The organism is Streptomyces sp. NPDC040405 (genome assembly GCF_055595765.1).
In genome coordinates this window covers 458,347-475,178 of record NZ_JBVIVI010000003.1, presented here as the reverse complement: position 1 = coordinate 475,178, position 16,832 = coordinate 458,347, and the positions used below count along the sequence as shown (strand labels likewise).

The 16,832-nt window shown below is 74.8% G+C and carries 7 protein-coding genes; 1 reads left to right on the top strand and 6 read right to left on the bottom strand.

Annotated elements, in window-relative coordinates; genetic code table 11:
* Nucleotides 1-7 precede the first annotated feature (7 nt).
* The 6 genes from ACZ59A_RS15735 to ACZ59A_RS15710 form a co-directional block, all read right to left on the bottom strand.
* Complete coding sequence (locus tag ACZ59A_RS15735) at nucleotides 8-1,120, bottom strand: class I SAM-dependent methyltransferase (RefSeq protein WP_470958664.1); 1,113 nt, start codon at nucleotides 1,118-1,120, stop codon at nucleotides 8-10.
* Nucleotides 1,117-2,352 carry a glycosyltransferase gene (locus ACZ59A_RS15730; RefSeq protein ID WP_470958662.1) on the bottom strand — a complete coding sequence of 412 codons (1,236 nt, stop codon included), beginning with the start codon at nucleotides 2,350-2,352 and terminating at the stop codon, nucleotides 1,117-1,119. The genes ACZ59A_RS15735 and ACZ59A_RS15730 overlap by 4 nt, the downstream gene beginning before the upstream one ends.
* Nucleotides 2,349-3,227 carry an alpha/beta fold hydrolase gene (locus tag ACZ59A_RS15725; protein WP_470958659.1) on the bottom strand — a complete coding sequence of 293 codons (879 nt, stop codon included), beginning with the start codon at nucleotides 3,225-3,227 and terminating at the stop codon, nucleotides 2,349-2,351. Before ACZ59A_RS15725 ends, ACZ59A_RS15730 begins: the two co-directional genes overlap by 4 nt.
* A 2-nt stretch (nucleotides 3,228-3,229) precedes the next feature.
* Nucleotides 3,230-3,544 carry an acyl carrier protein gene (locus tag ACZ59A_RS15720; protein WP_470959665.1) on the bottom strand — a complete coding sequence of 105 codons (315 nt, stop codon included), beginning with the start codon at nucleotides 3,542-3,544 and terminating at the stop codon, nucleotides 3,230-3,232.
* A gap of 68 nt (nucleotides 3,545-3,612) precedes the next feature.
* On the bottom strand, nucleotides 3,613-8,670 hold the full coding sequence (locus ACZ59A_RS15715) for a beta-ketoacyl synthase N-terminal-like domain-containing protein (protein WP_470958656.1): 5,058 nt from the start codon (nucleotides 8,668-8,670) through the stop codon (nucleotides 3,613-3,615).
* Between the two features lie 2 nt (nucleotides 8,671-8,672).
* Complete coding sequence (locus tag ACZ59A_RS15710; protein ID WP_470958653.1) at nucleotides 8,673-15,629, bottom strand: SDR family NAD(P)-dependent oxidoreductase; 6,957 nt, start codon at nucleotides 15,627-15,629, stop codon at nucleotides 8,673-8,675.
* Nucleotides 15,630-16,227: 598 nt separating this feature from the next.
* On the opposite strand from ACZ59A_RS15710, the gene ACZ59A_RS15705 reads away from it, so the two are divergent.
* Nucleotides 16,228-16,812 carry a TetR/AcrR family transcriptional regulator gene (locus tag ACZ59A_RS15705; protein WP_470958651.1) on the top strand — a complete coding sequence of 195 codons (585 nt, stop codon included), beginning with the start codon at nucleotides 16,228-16,230 and terminating at the stop codon, nucleotides 16,810-16,812.
* The last annotated feature ends 20 nt before the right edge of the window (nucleotides 16,813-16,832 follow it).

The following is a 16,832-nucleotide window of genomic DNA, read 5'->3' as shown; positions in this document are numbered from 1 at the left end:
AACGAATTCACCCGTTGCGCCGGGCTACCAGTCGGTAGGCATTGGACACCTTTCCCAGCCCGGCCAGTGGCTTGAGCAGCAACCGGTCCAGGGTGGTGGCCACGACGAGGGCGGGGATGGCCGCCACCAGGCCCGCACAGCGCAGCAGCCATCGCGCGCGACCGGGCGACTTGGCCAGCCAGGGGGCGTCCTCGGGCGGCAGGAACGCGTTCACCCCCAGCCATACGCCGCCCATCAGGTCGACGGTGTCGGACGACTCGCGGTGCTGTTCCAGCACCACGGTGAAGCCGAGCGCCTCCAGCTCCTTCCGCAGCCCCGCCACCGGGAGGAAGTACAGGTGCTGGGGCTGGAGCCAGGGCAGCCAGAAGCGGCCGAGGACACGGGCGAACCAGCACTCCGGGTCGGGCACTTCGATGAGCAGATGGCCGCCGGGGCCGAGGGCGCGGTGGGCCGCGCGGAGTTCCGCGCGGGGGTCCGTGCTGTGCTCCAGGTAGTGGAACATGCTCACCACGTCGTAGCGCCCGGCCAGCCGCTCCCCCGCCAGCTCCGGGAAGCTGCCCCGGATGCCGTGGTCTATCCGCCCCTCCCGCTCGGCCAGTTCGACGCCCTCGGTGAAGTCCAGCCCGTCGAAGACGGTGTCGGGGAACACGGTGCGGGCCACTTCGGGGAAGTGGCCGTGGCCGGTGCCGACGTCGAGCCACTTCGCCGGGGAGTCGGCGGAGGGCTTCAGGGCCTCCGCGCGCCCGAGGTACATCTTGCGGCGCCCGGAGAAGACGTTGCCCATCCCCTCCTCGCCCAGCCCGTCGTAGAAGTCGCGGTAGTAGAACTCCAGCCCATCGCCGTTCAGCCGGGGGTTCTGGAACACCAGGCGGCAGTCCCGGCACGTGTCCAGCCGGAAGCCGCCCGGCTTGTTCTGGAACCGGTCCCGGGTGCGCAGGCGGCGCTTCAGCCGGGGCGAGCCGCACCACGGGCAGTCCGTGCGGCGCGGTTCGAAGAACCGCTCGGTGCCCTGGTCCAGGTCGGCCTGGTAGCGCGGCCGGAGAGCGGCCACCGCCTCGGCGCGGGACGGGCGCGGCGCGTCCGCCCCGGGTCTGCGGGAGGTGGCGTTGTCCTGGCTCATCGTTCTCCCTCGGGGGTCGTGGTGGCCGTGGTGGCCACGGTGGCGGCCAGGCGTTCCAGGTGGCGGGCGGCCGCGCGGGCGCCGCCCGCCGCCCGGAAGGACGCGCCGACGCGCTCGGCGGCGGCGCGGTGGCCCGGTTCGTCCAGCACGGCGTCGACGGCCTCGCCGAGCGCCGCCGCCCGCGCCCTGCCGAACCGGACCCGGACGCCCGCACCGGCGGCCACCACCTGGGCGGCCACCACGGGCTGGTCGTCCCGGATCGGGGCCACCACGAGCGGGACGCCGTGCCACAGGGCCTCACAGACGGTGTTGTGTCCCGCGTGGCACACGACCGCCGCCACCCGCTCCAGCAGGCGCAGCTGGGGGATCCGCGGGACCGTCAGAAGGTTCTTGTCGGCCTCCGTGGACGGCGGCCCCAGGGTGCCCGCCGGGTCGACGATGACCGTCTGGAAGCGGTCGGCCCGGGCGCGTACGGCCTCCCGGGACTCGGCGAGGAAGCGCGCCCCGGCGTCGGTGTTCGCGGTGCCGAGGGTGACCAGGACGGTGGGGCGGGCGGGGTCCAGCCACTCCCACGGGAAGTCCGGTTCGGCCGGGCGCCCGGCGATGGACGGGCCCACGTACCGGATGTGGTCGGCCGCCCGGACGGGCCGCCCGGCCAGTTCCTCGGTGGTGAACGCCAGCACCAGGTCCGGCGAGAACCGGGGGTCGGCCGTGCCCTGCGGATCGCCGATCCGGCCCCGTACCCCGGCCAGCAGCCCGTCCAGCCAGGCGTCGATCTTGGGCATGCCGTCCAGCGCGCCGGTGAACTCCGCCGAGGTGGTGGCGGAGGTGGCCCACCGTACGCCCATCCGCTCGGCCACGAAGGCGCCCGCCACGGTCTGCTGGTCGGACACCACCACATCCGGGCGGAACTCCTCGATGGCCCGCGCCACATCAGGCGCCATGGCCTCGGCGAGCGGCGCCAGGAAGTCCTCCCACAGGAATTTCAGCGCGCCCGGCCCGCGCACCTCGGGCGGGCGCTCCGCCCCGCCCTCGCCGATCACCGGCCCGGCGCAGCGGTGGACCGTGGCACCGGGACCCACCAGCCGCTGGACGACCTCCGGCAGCCCGGCCCAGGCCACCTGGTGGCCACGGGCCGTCAGTTCGGCCGCGACGCCGACGGTGGGGTTGACGTGGCCGACGAGCGGCGGCACGACGAAGAGGAAACGGCGTCCGGGTGGCGTCGAGTTCATGAGACCTCGGCCCCCTTGAGCCCGGCCGCCGCCATCGGGACGGCGGCGCCCGCGGTGTCCTGTTCGTGGATCCAGGACAGCAGCAGGGCGCGAATCCGCGCGGGCGCCTCGGCCAGCACCGAGTGCCCCTCCCCCGGCAGCATGACCGTCCGGGTGCCGGGCGGCAGCGCCCTGAGCCAGCCGTCCTCACCGGCGAGTTCGGAGTCGGCGCCGTACACGGCCAGCGCCGGGCCGCGCAGGGAGCGGACCCGCTCCTCGCTCACCGTGCGGCTCGCCGCCACGTCCTCGGCGATGGTGGTCGTACGCACCAGCCGGGCCGCCGACTTGGCCAGCCGCGCGGTGTGCGCGCCCCGGTGGGCGGTGACCCAGGCCAGCGACTCGGCCTCGTGGGCGACGAGTTCCACGACGACGCGCCGCATGATCCGGCTGATGTCCGTCAGCCAGCTCTCGGTCGCGGGCTTCGCCTCGATCGTCGCGATACCGGCCACCCGTTCCGGGCGCCGCAGGGCGTACCCGTACGCCACCGTGCCGCCGAAGCAGTTGCCCACCAGATGGACCGGGGTGGTGATCTCCAGCTGGTCCAGCAGCCGTTCCAGGTCGCTGACGAACGTCTCCAGCCGGTAGCCGGATCCGGGGCGCTCGCTTCGGCCGTGCCCCCGCTGGTCGTACATCACCACGTCCAGCCCGGCGGCGGCGAGGTCCGGGGCCACGGTGAAGTACCAGCTGGCCAGGGAGTCGGTGAGCAGGCCGTGTACGAGGACGACGGTGGCGGTGGGCGGGCGGCCGTCCGGCGGGGACAGCCGCTGTACGTGCAGGCGGATGCCGTCCGGTCCGTCGCCGGTGCCGGGCGGGCCACCGAGGTTGAGCATCGCCATGGTCAGCTCCCCTCGGCCACGCCGGCGTCGGGCACGCCGGCTACGGGCACCCTGGCCTCGGGCACCCTGGCTTCGGGCGCTCTGAGGCACCTCACGATGTAGTCCACGAGCCGCCCGACGGTGAGGCCGATGATCTCGTCCAGCTCCAGATCGGCCACGAACTCGGCGAAGTTGACCTCCTGTCCGTACCGGTCCTGCAGGGTGCCCGCCAGGGTCACCAGGTCGATGCTCTCCAGCTCCAGGTCATCGCTGAAGCGGGTGTCCATGGCGACCTCGATGTCGTCGAGGCCCTCCTCGTCGAGCATGGTCCGGAGCATTCCGGCGACGTCCGCGAGCACGGCTGGTGCGTCGGGTGCCGGTGCCGGGGCGGTGGGTTCGACGGTGGTCACTGATCGGTCTCCTCGTCCTGATCCCGGTGGCCAGGACCGGTCGTCCGGGCCACGGCGTACTCCCTGCCCGGCAACCCGGACGGGTTGGCGGTCCTCGTGCAGTGCACCCGGTAACGGCGTGGCGGGTGTCCGGGGGCGGCGGCCACCTCGACGGTGAGGTGGGTGTGATCCGCGCCGACCACCGCGCTGTCCCGGCCGATGCCGTCCGCCTTCGCGGCCGCCGCCTTGGCGGCGCGGAAGGCGGTGGCCCACCAGGCGGCGTCGTCCGATGCGGTGACGGTGGCGAGGAGTTCGCGCTCCGCCGGGCCGAACGCCGCCTCCCGCTCGGCGACCTCCTCGACAGCGATGCCGATGCCGTGTCGCTCTCCCGGCTGGCGTGGCGCCACCCGGGCGACCCCGGCCTCGGCCCGGTGCGCCAGCGTCAGGTCCAGCGGGGGCAGGGTCCGGCCGTGCACGCCGACGGCGTACGGGCGGCCGTGGTCGTCGTCGCACACCCGGATCTCGGCCGGGAAGACCGGCCCCTCGCCGTGCTCCCACAGCCACCGCCGTACCGCGTCCTTGGCCGCGATCCGGCCCAGCAGCCACTGTCTGCGGCCGCGCGGCGGCTGCCGCTCGTACTCGACGCGTTCGGCGCCGCCCAGGTAGTTGCGCATGATCAGATCGCGTGAGGCCAGGTCCGGCCACCGCTCGTACACCAGTGACCAGCCGCCCGGCTGGGGTTGCGACAGCGTGTTGCGCTGCGGGAAGCGCTCCACCGGGCGGGTCTGCGGATGGTTGTCGAACCGGCGGTCCTGCCAGCCCCGCAGCTCCGCCCACACCTGCCCGCCGGTCAGCAGCTGAACATCGGCCTCAAGCGCCGCATCGGTCAGCGCGACGATCCTGACCAGGCACTCCACCTCGGTGCCGGGCCGCGGCGGCGGACCGTAGAACCGCATCAGCCGCATGCCGACGGGGAACACGACGGAGCGCTCGGTGCGGGTCGCCATGATCCAGTACCCGAGGAGCTGACCGACGTTGTCCAGCAGCGCGCCGGGCGCGGCCGGAGTGGTGATCGTGCCGCGCACATGCGCCTCGCCGATGGCGGTGATCCGGGTGAGCCCCTGGAACGCCGGGCCGTGGAACATCCACCGCTCGTCATAGATCTGCGCCGCGGTGTGCTCGGGCACCCGCTCGGTGGCGGGGTCGATACGCCACGGCGCGGGCCGCTCGGCGGCGTCCGGATAGCGGGCCGCGAGCTGAACGGTGCCACGGGCGCTGCGGCCGAACGTGGCGGTGCGGTGGGCGGGGTCGGTGCCGGACGGTGTCACGGTGACCGGGACGGTGCTGGGCGGTGTCGCGGTCACCCACTGATCGAAGCGCGCGTTGTGCACCCCCACGGCCACCCCGCCGCCGTCCGCCGCGTGCTCCACCGCGTCGATGAGGTGCTGGACGATCGTGGTGGCAGGCACCACGGGCCACCGATCACCCTCATCGGGCCAACCGGGCCGCTGCGGAAAGAAGCAGTGGTCGCGGAGGTAGGGCATGGCCTCGGTGGAGACGCGCACGTGGTACGTACGCCCCCGAGACCCGGCCTGCCTGCTACGCCCCGCCGCGACCACGGCGGCCGCCGTATCGGCCGTCTCCCGAAGCAGCGCATCCAGCTCGGCGGCCCAGGGGGCGGTGGTGTGCGGTTGGGTGGCGCGGGCCGTGCCCGCTGTCGCCGGGTGCGGCGGGGCGGTGAGTGGCGTGCCCGTCGACACGTGTGCGTACGGCGGCATGGGGTGGCGCACGGCACCCGCCGCCGGGTTCGGGGGTGCGGCCTGCCCCGCGCCCGCCACCGGAGACGGTGGCGCGGGGGCATGCGTACTCGCCGTCGCCGGACGTGGCGGCGCCAGGTGATGCGTGCTTGCCGTCGCGAGATATGGCGGGGCGGGCTGCGCGGCACCCGCCGCCGGGGGCGCCGGTGCGGCGCGAGCCGAGCCCGCCGTCGCCGCGTGCGGCGGTGCGGCCTGAGACGGGCCCACAGCCGCCGGAGGCCGCGGCTCGGGGTACTGCGCGCCCGCCACCGCCGCGTGCGGCGCGTCAGACTGGACCGGGCCCACCGCCGGAGGCTGCGGGCCGAGGTGGTGCGGGCCTGCCGCTGCCGGATACAGCGGCGCAGCGTGCGAGGCACCCGCCGCCGGGGACGGCAGCTCGGCGTCCGGCGCCGTCGGGTGCCGCGTCTCGGCCGTTGCCGGGCGCGGGGGCGTCTGTTGGAGGGCCGGGGGGCGGAGCTCCCCGGTTTCGGGAAGGGGCGGGGTGGGGGAAGACCGCGCAGCCACCGACGCGAGCGTGCCGCGTAGCTCGCTCAAGCTCGGCTCGCTCAGCGAGATCAGGGCGCCGTTCAGGTTCAGGCGCACCGGGGCCGAACGCGGTCGCGCGGTGGGGCGCGGGAGGGCGGGGTCCACGGGGGCGCCCTCCGTCCACAGGGCGGTGGCGACGCGGCGCAGCTGGGCGACGCCGTCGCGGTGGGGGGAGTTGGCGGCCACCACGACGTGGTCGCGGCCCTGCAGCGTGTCGCCGATGAGCGAGGCCAGCTGGCCGGTGCCCATCTGTACGAACGCGCGGAAGCCCGCGTCGTACAGGGCCCGGGTCAGCAGCCGGAACCGTACGGGCTCCAGGAGGTGCCGTACGAACAGCCGCCGCACCTCCGCCTCGGTTTCCGGGTACGGCGCGGCCGTGGTTCCGGACCAGACGGGGATGCGGGGCGGCAGGAGCAGTTCGAAGCGCTCGGCCAGGGTTCGGATGGGGTCGAGGAAGGGGGCCAGCATGGGGGTGTGGAAGCCGGACTGGAAGGGCAGGACCTGCGCGATCACGCCCGTGGCGCGCATCGTCCGGACGAACTCCTCGACGTCGGCGCGGGGCCCGCACACCATCGACTGGCTGGGCGCGTTGTCGTGCGAGAGCACGATCCGGCTCTCCGGCACCTCCGCGAGCGCGGCGAGTACGCGTTCCGCGGCCGTGCCGAGGACGGCGAAGGTCACGCCGGGGACGGTCAGCGCGTCGGGGTCGAAGGAGTCGAGGAAGGCGTCGACGGCCTCGCCCGCGTAGAGTCCGCCCGCGGCCATCGCGGACCACTCGCCGACGCTGTGTCCGGCCACCGCGTCCGGCACGATTCCCATCCGTGCGAGCGCCGCGTTCAGCAGGCGTCCGACGCCGAAGACACCGACGCCGTGGCGGCCGATGTCGCCCGCGCGGGCCGCCTCGCCGTACCGCTCGCCGGGGCGGTGGCCGGTGTGACGGGACAGCCCGAAGTACTCGGCGATCCCGTCCGTGCGGGGCTCGAACTCCGCCTCCAGGCCGGGGAAGACGAAGGCCAGTTTCCCGGCGGACGCGAGCATCGGTTCCGGGGTGAACCAGACGTCGTTGCGGCCACGCCATGGGCGGCCCTTGGCGACCACGCGCCGGGCGAGGGCGAGCCGCTTGGCGGTGGGGTCGACGATGCCCAGCCGGGTGCGGGCGTGACCGACGGACGCGGACGCGGACGCGGTGGCCCGTACGGTCGCGTCGTCGGCGGCGAGCAGTTCGGCCATCCGCGCAGGCGTGTCCACGGCCAGGGCCAGCACCCGTTCGGGTTCGGTCACGACGGCGGCCGGGCGTCGCTTCACCGTCGCGGTCGGCTCCTGTTCCAGCACCACATGGGCGTTGATCCCGCCGAATCCGAAGGCGTTGACCGCCGCGCGCCGTACGGAGGCGTCCCAGGGCGTGGCCGCGTCGAGGGTGCGGAAGCGGGTGGCCGTCAGCCCGGGGTGCGGGTCGTCGCAGTGCAGGGTGGGCAGCAGCCGCCCGTGGTGGACGGCGAGGGCGGCCTTGACCAGCCCCGCGACACCGGCCGCTGGCATGGTGTGGCCGATCATCGACTTCACCGAGCCGATGACGGCAGGATCGCTCGGCGCGCCCGGCCCGAACACCTCGGCCAGCGTGGCGAGTTCGGCCGTGTCCCCGGCAGGCGTGGCCGTGCCGTGCGCCTCCAGCAGCCCGATCGAGCCCGCTTCGCGCGGGTCGAGGCCCGCGGCGCTCCACGCCTGCCGTACGGCGCGGGCCTGGCCGCCCGGGTCCGGGTTGACCAGGCCGGTGGCGCGGCCGTCCGAGGCCACCCCGGTGCCGCGGATGACGGCGTAGACGCGGTCGCCGTCGCGCCGCGCGTCGGCGAGCCGTTTGAGGACGACCACGCCGGTGCCCTCGCCGATCAGCAGGCCGTCGGCGGCGCGGTCGAAGGGCCGGATGCGCTGGCTCGGCGACAGCGCGCGCAGCTGCGCGAAGACGCTCCACAGGGTGATGTCGTGGCAGTGGTGCACACCGCCCGCGAGCATCACATCGCACCGCCCGGAGGCCAGTTCCGCCACCGCCTGGTCGACGGCGACGAGCGACGAGGCGCAGGCGGCGTCCACGGTGTAGGCGGGTCCGCGCAGGTCGAGCCGGTTGGCGATGCGGGAGGCGGCGAGGTTGGGCACCAGGCCGATGGCCGCCTCGGGACGGTCCGGGCCGAGCTGTTCGGTGAAGGCGTCCCGGACTTGGTCCAGCTGGCCGGGGCCGAGGCCGGGCAGCAGCTCGCCGAGGGTCCGTACGAGCTGGTGCGCGGTGCGGACCCGCTGGTCGAGCCGGACCAGCCCGGGGGTGAGGTAGCCGCCCCGGCCGAGGACGACGCCCACCCGCCCCCGGTCGGGGAGCCGGTCGTCGCCGCCCGCGTCGGCGAGGGCGGCCGCCGCGACGCCGAGGGCGATCAGCTGGTCGGGCTCGGTGCCGGCCACCGAGTGGGGCATGATGCCGAACCGGGTGGCCTCCACCTCCGCGTAACAGTCGACGAAGCCACCCCGGCGGCAGTACACCCGGTCGGGCGCGGCCGGGGTGCCGGCGTTGCCCCGCGGGTCGTAGTAGTCCGCGTCCCACCGCCCGGCCGGGACGTCGGTGATGGCGTCCACGCCACCGGCCAGGTTGCGCCAGTAGGTGTCCAGATCCGGGGAGCCGGGCAGCAGGACCGACATCCCGACGATGGCCACCGGTGGCTGTTCGAAAGGCTTGCGATGTGCCGTCATGGTCACCAGTCCGAGGCGGTGTAGACGACGGCCTCGTCCGGCTCCTCGCCCCAGGCCAGCTCGCGCAGCAGCGCCAGCGCGCCCTCTTCGGGGTCGATGAGCGAGATGCCGCGCCGGGCGTACTCCCGGCCGAGTTCCGGGGTGACCATCCCTGCGTGGGCGCCGGTCGGGGCCCACGGCCCCCAGTGCACGGTCAGCGCCCGGCGGCCGGTGCGGGCCCGCCACCGCGCGCCGAGGGTTTCCAGCGTGTCGTTGGCGGCGGCGTAGTCCACCTGGCCGCGGTTGCCGAGGGCGGCGGAGATGCTGCCGAACAGCACGGTGAACGCCGGGGGTTCGGGCAGTTCCGCGAGGGCGTCCAGCAGGGTCCGCGCGCCGTCCACCTTGGTGCCGAAGACCCGCCCGAAGGACTCGGCGGACTTCTCCGCGATCAGCCGGTCCTCGATGACACCGGCCGCGTACACAGCGCCGTCCAGCCGCCCGTGGTCGGCGTGGATCTGCTTCACGGCCTGGAGCACCGCCGCGTCGTCCCGGACGTCCACCGAGCGGTAGCGCACCCGGCTGCCCAGGGCGCTCAACTCCGCTACTGTGGCGGCGACTTCGCGCCGGGCGAGGATGCGGGCCACCTCCCGCTCGATCTCGGCCGGTGCCGCGCCGCCCCGGGCCGCGAGCGCGGCGCGCAGCGCCGTCTCGTCGCGCGCCGCGGCGGTGTCCGGGTCCTCCGGGCCGGTGGGTTCCGGCGTACGGCCGAGCAGTTCGATCCGGCAGCGGGCGGCGGACGCGAGGGCGACGGCGCACCGGGCGGTGATGCCGCGCGCCCCGCCGACCAGGACCACCACGGAGTCTCGGTCCAGCCCGAGCGCGGCGGCCTCCGCCGCCCCGTCTCCGGCGGGCCCGGCACCCGAGGCGGCGAGCGGCCCGAGCGGGGCCTGCGCCAGGTCCAGCCGGTGGCGCCGTCCATCGGGGGTGCGCAGGACGACGGGCGTACGGTCGGCGGCGGACAGCTCGTCGAGCACCGCACCGGCCACGTCGTCGGCGGATCCGGGCGCGTCGGCGGCCAGCTCCACCAGGGTGGCGGCCGTGTCCGGGTACTCCCTGGCCACCGTACGGAACACCCCGCGCAGCCCGGCCGGGCGCGGGTCCAGCGGGTCGGCCGTGCGCACGGCCAGCAGCCGGTGCGGTCCGCGCCGCAGCGCCGCCTGGAGCACGGCGAACGCCTGCGGCAGCAGGGGCGCGCCGGACCCGGCCAGCGGGTCGAGCAGCAGGACGCCGTCCACCGGGCCGTCCTCCTCGGCGAGCAGATGGCCCGCGGCGAGGGGCACGGCCTCGGCGCCGTGGCCGGCCAGCCGGGCGGCGACCGCGTCGGCCACGCCGCCCGGGTCCCCGCCGAGCAGGGCGAAGCGCTTGCCGGTGAGGTCGAGCGGCGCGGCACCCTCCTCCAGGGGTACGGGCACCAGCCGCATCCGCCGGGGCGCCACGCCCGGTACGACGGCGAGTTCAGCCGCGGCAGCAGCAGCGGCGGCGGGTGCCGGGGAGGCGGGTGCGAGACGCGCGGTGAGCCAGTCGGTGACGGCCGCGGTCGTACGGGCCTTGGCCAGCTCCTCCAGCTCCTCGTCGCCCAGCGCGGCGGTTCCGGCGCCCGCGATGCCGAGGCGCCTGGCCAGCTCACCGGCGATCTCGGCGCGCTTGATGGAATCGATGCTGAGGTCGGCTTCGAGGTCGAGATCGGGTTCGATCATGTCGACGGGGTAGCCGGTGCGTTCGCTGATGATCTCGGAGACGGCGTGCAGCACATCGGGGCCGGTGGCGGGCGCGGCCACGTCGGCGGCCGGCGCGGCCGGTTCGTGGACGACCGGGGCGGGAGTGGCCACCACGGGCTCCGCCGCGATGGGCGGCGCGGTGGCCGGGGCGGCCAGGGGCAGGGCCGCGGTGGCCACCGGGGGCGGCGCCGTGGGCCGCTCCCCCGCCGCCCCGCCGAAGTAGGTGAGCAGGACGTCGCGCTGAGCGGCGATCATCTCCCGGCTCGTTCTCAGATATTCGGCGATCAGGGCATCCCGGTCCCCGTATCCGTCGCCGCCCTTGCGGTCCGTCTGACTCACCGTCGCCTCCACGACACGTCGGGCCGGTGCCAGCGCACCGGGGAGAAGGTCACCGTCCGCGGTGCGGACCAGTTGTCCGTCGACCGTCCATCCGGGCCGCTTCGGCGGTGCGGTGGACGCCGCGTCCACGGCGTCCCGGCCCCGGAACAGCCAGCCCGTACGCACCGGAACCCCGGCGACGGCCAGCTGGGCGAGGGCGTCGAGGAACCCACGCGGCCCCTCGAAGCCGCCTCGTCGCCCCTCGGTACGGCCCCGGCGCGTGTCGCAGGCGACGGTGCGGTGCGGGCGGTCGCCCAGGATCTCGGCCACCAGCCGGGTCAGCACGGTGCCCGGCCCGGCCTCGACGAAGATCCGGGCGCCCGCCGCGTACATGGCCTCGATCTGCTCCTGGAAGCGGACCGGGGCGCCGATCTGGGCGGCGAGTTCGGCACGTATGGCGTCCGGTTCGGCGCCGTGCGGGGCGGCGGTGCGGTTGGCCCACACGGGGAACTCCGGTGCCGCCACGGGGTGTTCGGCCAGCGCCTCGGCGAAGCGCGGCCCGGCCCCGGCGACCAGCGGGCTGTGGAAGGCGCAGGCCACCGGGAGCCGACGGACCGTGTGCCCGGCCTCCCGCAGCAGTGTGACGGCGTCCGCCACTTCCCGTTCGGGGCCGGAGATCGCTGTCTGCTGGGGTGCGTTGTGGTTGGCGGCCACCACGCGCTCGGCGAGCCCGGCCTCGCGCAGCAGCCGCTCGACGGTGTCGGGCGGGGCGGTCACGGCGGCCATGGTGCCCGGCTCGGGTCCGGCGGCCTCGGCCGCGTCGAGGATGGCGGCGGCCCGCTCGGCGCTGAGCCGGGGCAGGGCGCGCGGGTCGAGGGCGCCCGCGGCGCACAGCGCGACCAGCTCGCCGTAGCTGTGCCCGGCCGCCATGTCGGGCCGCACCCCGGCCGCGGTGAGCAGGGCGTGGGCGGCGAGCCCCACGATGCCCAGGGCGGGCTGGGCCACCCGGGTGTCGGTGAGGGCCGCGTGCTGCGCCGCCTTCCCGGCCTCGTCGAAGGCGGCCGGGGGGTACAGCACACCGGCGTAGCGGGAGCCGTGGAGCAGCTGCCGCCGCGGTTCGGGGAAGGCCACGAACACGTCCGCGAACATCCCGGGCCGCTGGCTGCCCTGCCCGGGGAAGAGGAATGCCACCTTCCCCACCGGCTCGTCGGGCTCGGTGCCCGGCGCCACGTACAACCCGTCGTCCCGACCACCCGGTCTCGGCCGCGACCCGGCGGGGGACACGTCGCCCGCCAGCACCCGCCGTAACCGCTCGGCCAGATCGTCCAGATCCGCGGCCACCACCGCGACCCGCACCGGTTCGTGACCGGTGTCGGCCCGCCGGGAGGCGGCCAGCGCGAGGTCGCGCAGCCGCCATGGCCGCCCCGCCACGTCATTGGCCTCGGTCTGCCGCAGCGTCTCCTCGACCGCGCGCAGCGCCGCCGCCCGGTCGGCCCCGCGGAAGAGGAAGAGTTCGCAGGGCCAGGCGTCGAGCGTGTGTGCGGGTGGCGGCGCGCCCTTGCCGTGTGCCGCCAGCACCACATGGAAGTTGGTGCCGCCGAAGCCGAACGCGCTGACCCCGGCCACCCGGTCCGCGGGCGCCGTGGCCCACGGCCGCGCTTCGGTGTGGAAGACGAACGGGCCGCGCTCCGCGTCCCACGCCGCGCTCGGCCGCGTCACGTGCAGGGTCGGCGGCTTGACGCCCGTGTGCAGCGCCAGCGCGGTCTTCACGAGCCCGGCCAGCCCGGCGGCGCACTTGGTGTGCCCGATCTGGGACTTGACGGAGCCGAGCGCGATGCCGCCGGGGGCCGCCCCCGCCTCCGCGAACACCTCGGTGAGGACGGTGAGTTCGGTACGGTCCCCCACCGCCGTACCGGTGCCGTGCGCCTCGACGAGACCGACACTCGCCGGGGACACCCCGGCGCTGGCGTACGCGCGCTCCAGCGCGGCCCGCTGGCCCTCGGGGCGGGGGGCGGTCAGCCCGAGCGAACGGCCGTCGCTGGAGGAGCCGACGCCCTTGATGACGCCGTAGATCCGGTCGCCGTCGCGTTCGGCGTCGGCCAGCCGCTTGAGGACGACGCAGGCGACGCCCTCGCCGAGCGCGATGCCGTCGGCCGACGCGTCGAACGCCCGGGAGCGGCCGGTCGGGGACAGGGCGTGCACGGAGGAGAAGAGCACATAGTCGTTGATGCCGTTGTGCAGGTCGGCGCCGCCGCACAGCACGATGTCGCTGGTGCCAGCGGTCAGCTCCTTGCAGGCCACGTCGACGGCGGCGAGCGAGGACGCGCACGCCGCGTCCACGGTGTAGTTGGCGCCGCCGAGGTCGAGCCGGTTGGCGATCCGCCCGGAGATGACATTGGCGAGCATGCCGGGGAACGAGTCCTCGGTGAGCCTGGGCAGCTGCTCGGCCAGGTCCGGTGGCACCTCGCGGAAGTACGACGGCAGGACGGCGCGCAGGGTCTGCGCGTTGGACAGGTCGCTCCCCGCCTCGGCGCCGAACACCACGGACGTGCGCGACCTGTCGAAGGTCCGGCCACCGTCCCCGGGGTCGCCGTACCCGGCGTCGTCCAGCGCCCGGCGGGCGGCCTCCAGGGCCAGCAGCTGGACGGGTTCGATGCTGCCGAGGGACGCCGGGGGGATGCCGTAGCGCAGCGGGTCGAAGGGAATGCGCGGCAGGAAACCGCCCCACTGGGAGGCGGAGGCGCCGTCGTCGTCGCCCGTGTAGTGGACGGCGGGGTCCCAGCGCTCGGCGGGCACCTCGGTGATGGCGTCCACGCCGCCCACCACATTGGCCCAGAACGAGGCGAGGTCGGGCGCCTGCGGGAACATGCAGGCCATGCCGACCACGGCCACGTCCAGCGGCGCGGGCGCCGGTGCCACCGCGGGGGCCGCGGCCACGCCCAGCGGCGCGCACAGCACCCCGGCCCGCGCGGCAAGGAAGTCCGCCGCTGCCGGGCCCACCGCTTGGTGGAGCGCGGCGACGGTGGTGGTGGCCGAGCGCAGCACCGCGACCTGCCCGGCCATGAACATCCCGTCGGAGAGCTGGCGTTGCTCGTCGGCCTCGGTGAGCCTGCCGTCGGGGCCGCGTTCCAGACCCTTGCTGGCGATGCGCAGCCGCCCCACGTTCAGTCTCTCCAGCCGCTCCCACAGCTCCCGGTCGGGGACGCCCTCGTCCCGCAGCCGCTCCTTGAGGGCGTGGTAGCCGGCGGTGAAGGGGCTCGGCACACAGCGCGTGGCGTGGCCGGGGGCGGTCTCCAGCAGCGCGGTGCGCTCGGCGGCCAGCACCTGGCGCTGGAAGAGGGGCCGCACGGCGCCGTGCGCGACCGCCTCCTCGGTGAACAGGTACGCGGTGCCCATCAGCAGCCCGGCGGCGACGCCGCGCCGGGTCAGCGGGGCGGCGAGCGCGGCCACCATCGCGGCGGACCGTTCGTCGTGCACTCCACCGGCGAAGTAGATCTCGATGCCCGCGCCGTCGGCCCGGTGCGCGGGGTCGTCGAGGAAGTCCTCGACGACCGCGAGCTGGGCCTCCCACAGCGGGAAGCTCGCGCGCGGCCCCACATGGCCGCCGCACTCGGAGCCCTCGAAGACGAACCGCCGCGCCCCGCCCTCCAGGAACTGCCGCAGCAGTCCGGGCGAGGGCACATGCAGATACGTGGTGATGCCGTCCTGCTCCAGCGCCGCGGCCTGGGACGGCCGTCCGCCCGCGATGATGGCGTGGCTCGGCCGGATCTCCCGTACGGCCTCCAGCTGGGCGCCCCTGATGTCCTCCGGGGCGAAGCCGAGCACGCCCACGCCCCACGGACGCCCGGTCAGCGCGGCCGCGGCCTCCGCCAGCAGGGTGCGCGCCTGTTCGCGTCCGGCCAGGGCGAGCGCGATGAACGGCAGCGCGCCGTCCGCCGCGACGGCGGAGGCGAACCCCGCCCGGTCGCTGACGCGCGTCATCGGGCCCTGCGCGACGGGCAGCCGGGTGATGGGCTCGTCCACGGCCTCGGTCGCGACGTCCCGTACGGTGGCCCGGATGGCGTCCGCCACGCCCCGTACGGCCCGGCCCACGTCCCGCCAGCGCCTCGCGAAGCGCGCGGCGAGGAACCCGTCCTGACCCACCGGCAGGGGCGGCGTGGAGCGCGGGGAGCGGGCCCGCGGGCGCAGCGCGCGGTGCCCGTCGACGACAGTGGTCTCCGAGCCGTCCATCGGCCGGAGCAGCGCGGCCCGGTCCTCGGGGAGCCCGGATTCGGCGAGCAGGGCCAGCTGGGTGTCCAGGACGACCCCGGCCGCGCCCCCGATGACCGCCGCGGCGGCGGTGCGCGGGCCGATGCCGCCCCAGGCCCACACCGGTACGGACACTCCGGGCTCGGCCAGCAGCCGCTGGAGCAGCACGAAGGTGCTCAAGTCGCCGACCGGCCCGCCGCATTCGCTGCCCCGGGCGATCAGCCCGTGGGCCCCGGCCCGGACCGCCGCGCGGGCCTGGTCCACGTCGGTGACCTCGACCAGCACGCGATGGCGGGCGGCGACGGCGTCGAGCGGCCAGGGCGCGCCGACACCGAGGACCACGGTGTGCGGCCCGGGCCCGCCGCCGTCGCCCGGGGGGCCGGTGTCCGGTGGCGCCGTGGACCGCAGGTCCGCGGGCGTGAGGGGGCACCCGGCCGTCACGCGCACGCCGTAGCGCCCGTCGGCCACCCAGTCGTTGACGCGTTCCCACGCGTCCAGTGCTGTGCGGCGCGTCGTTCCCAGGTCGAGGACGCCCAGACCGCCCGCGCGGCTGATCGCCGCCGCGAGTCGGGGGTCGGGTTCCCCGAACGGAGTGATACCGATAACAAGATCGCCAGGATACGCAACGGATGACATGTTTTCTCCGGATAAATCGCTTGAGCCGCGAAAGGGAGATAATTCTGGCATGCACGTCTAACGTACGGCTTGCGCCTTTTACACAGAGCGACGCGGAGGCGAAATTAGCGATCCGGTTACTGAGCCGTCAACAAGTTGCGAGCCCCGCACCTGCCAGGACGGGCCGGATCGCGCCATGGGCAGGGCGGTCAATTGCGGTGCCGCCTCTCTCTTCCTTTGTTAAATGTTGATGTACCTTTCGCGAGCCGGGCCGGAAGAGAGAGCGCCACCGACGTCCCTTGTGCCCCTCGAATACACCATTTACACAGAGGAAGTCCCGCCGGGTAAACCGCCCGGGCATGCCGATCGAACTCAATCGGCGGAGCACATTCCGGATTCTGAATTCCGTCACACGCGGCGCATCGCCGGAAAGTGCGGCCGGAATCAGCCCGCGGACCGCACCGCCTCCCCGCTGCGGGCGGACACGCTACGGACCGCGCCGCACGGCTGATCGATCAGTCCAGAAAGATCCCGCACTCTCATTGACATACCTCGCGAATCACCCGAAAGCTACTGCTCTTTGTTGACCGATCAGTCCACGAAGATTAAGTTGCGGGGCATGACGAGACAGCGCGGCTTCGCCGAAGACGAGGCTTTGCTCAAGATCATGCGGTTGTTCTGGGCGAAGGGTTACGAGGCGACCTCGGTCGCCGACCTGTGCGAGGTGACCGGCCTGGGGCGTGGCTCGCTCTACGCGGCCTTCGGCAGCAAGCAGGAGGTGTACGAGCGGTCGCTGCGCCACTACGTCGATGTCGTCAACCGGCATCTGCGAGACCAGCTGTCCCGTCAGGTGCCGATCCGGCAGGCGGTCCGGGACCTGTTGCTGGAGCGGGTCGACGACTCGCTGACGGAACGGGACCGCCCGGGCTGCCTCCTCGTGGGCGCGATCGTGGAACGGGCGGCGCACGACCCGATGGCGGCCCGCATCGCGCAGGACGCGATCAACGCGACCCGGTCGGCCTTCGCCTCGGCGCTGCACAGCGCCCGGGCGGCGGGCCAGATCCCGTACGAGACGGACGTGGAGAGCATCGCCGCGCTCCTCACCACGATGGTGCAGGGACTCCGCGTGATGAGCATCTCGCTGCCGGACCGGAATCTGCTCGCGTCGGTCGTCGACGCGGCGCTCGAAGCACTCCCCCGATAGAACGACAGGCCGCACAGGCA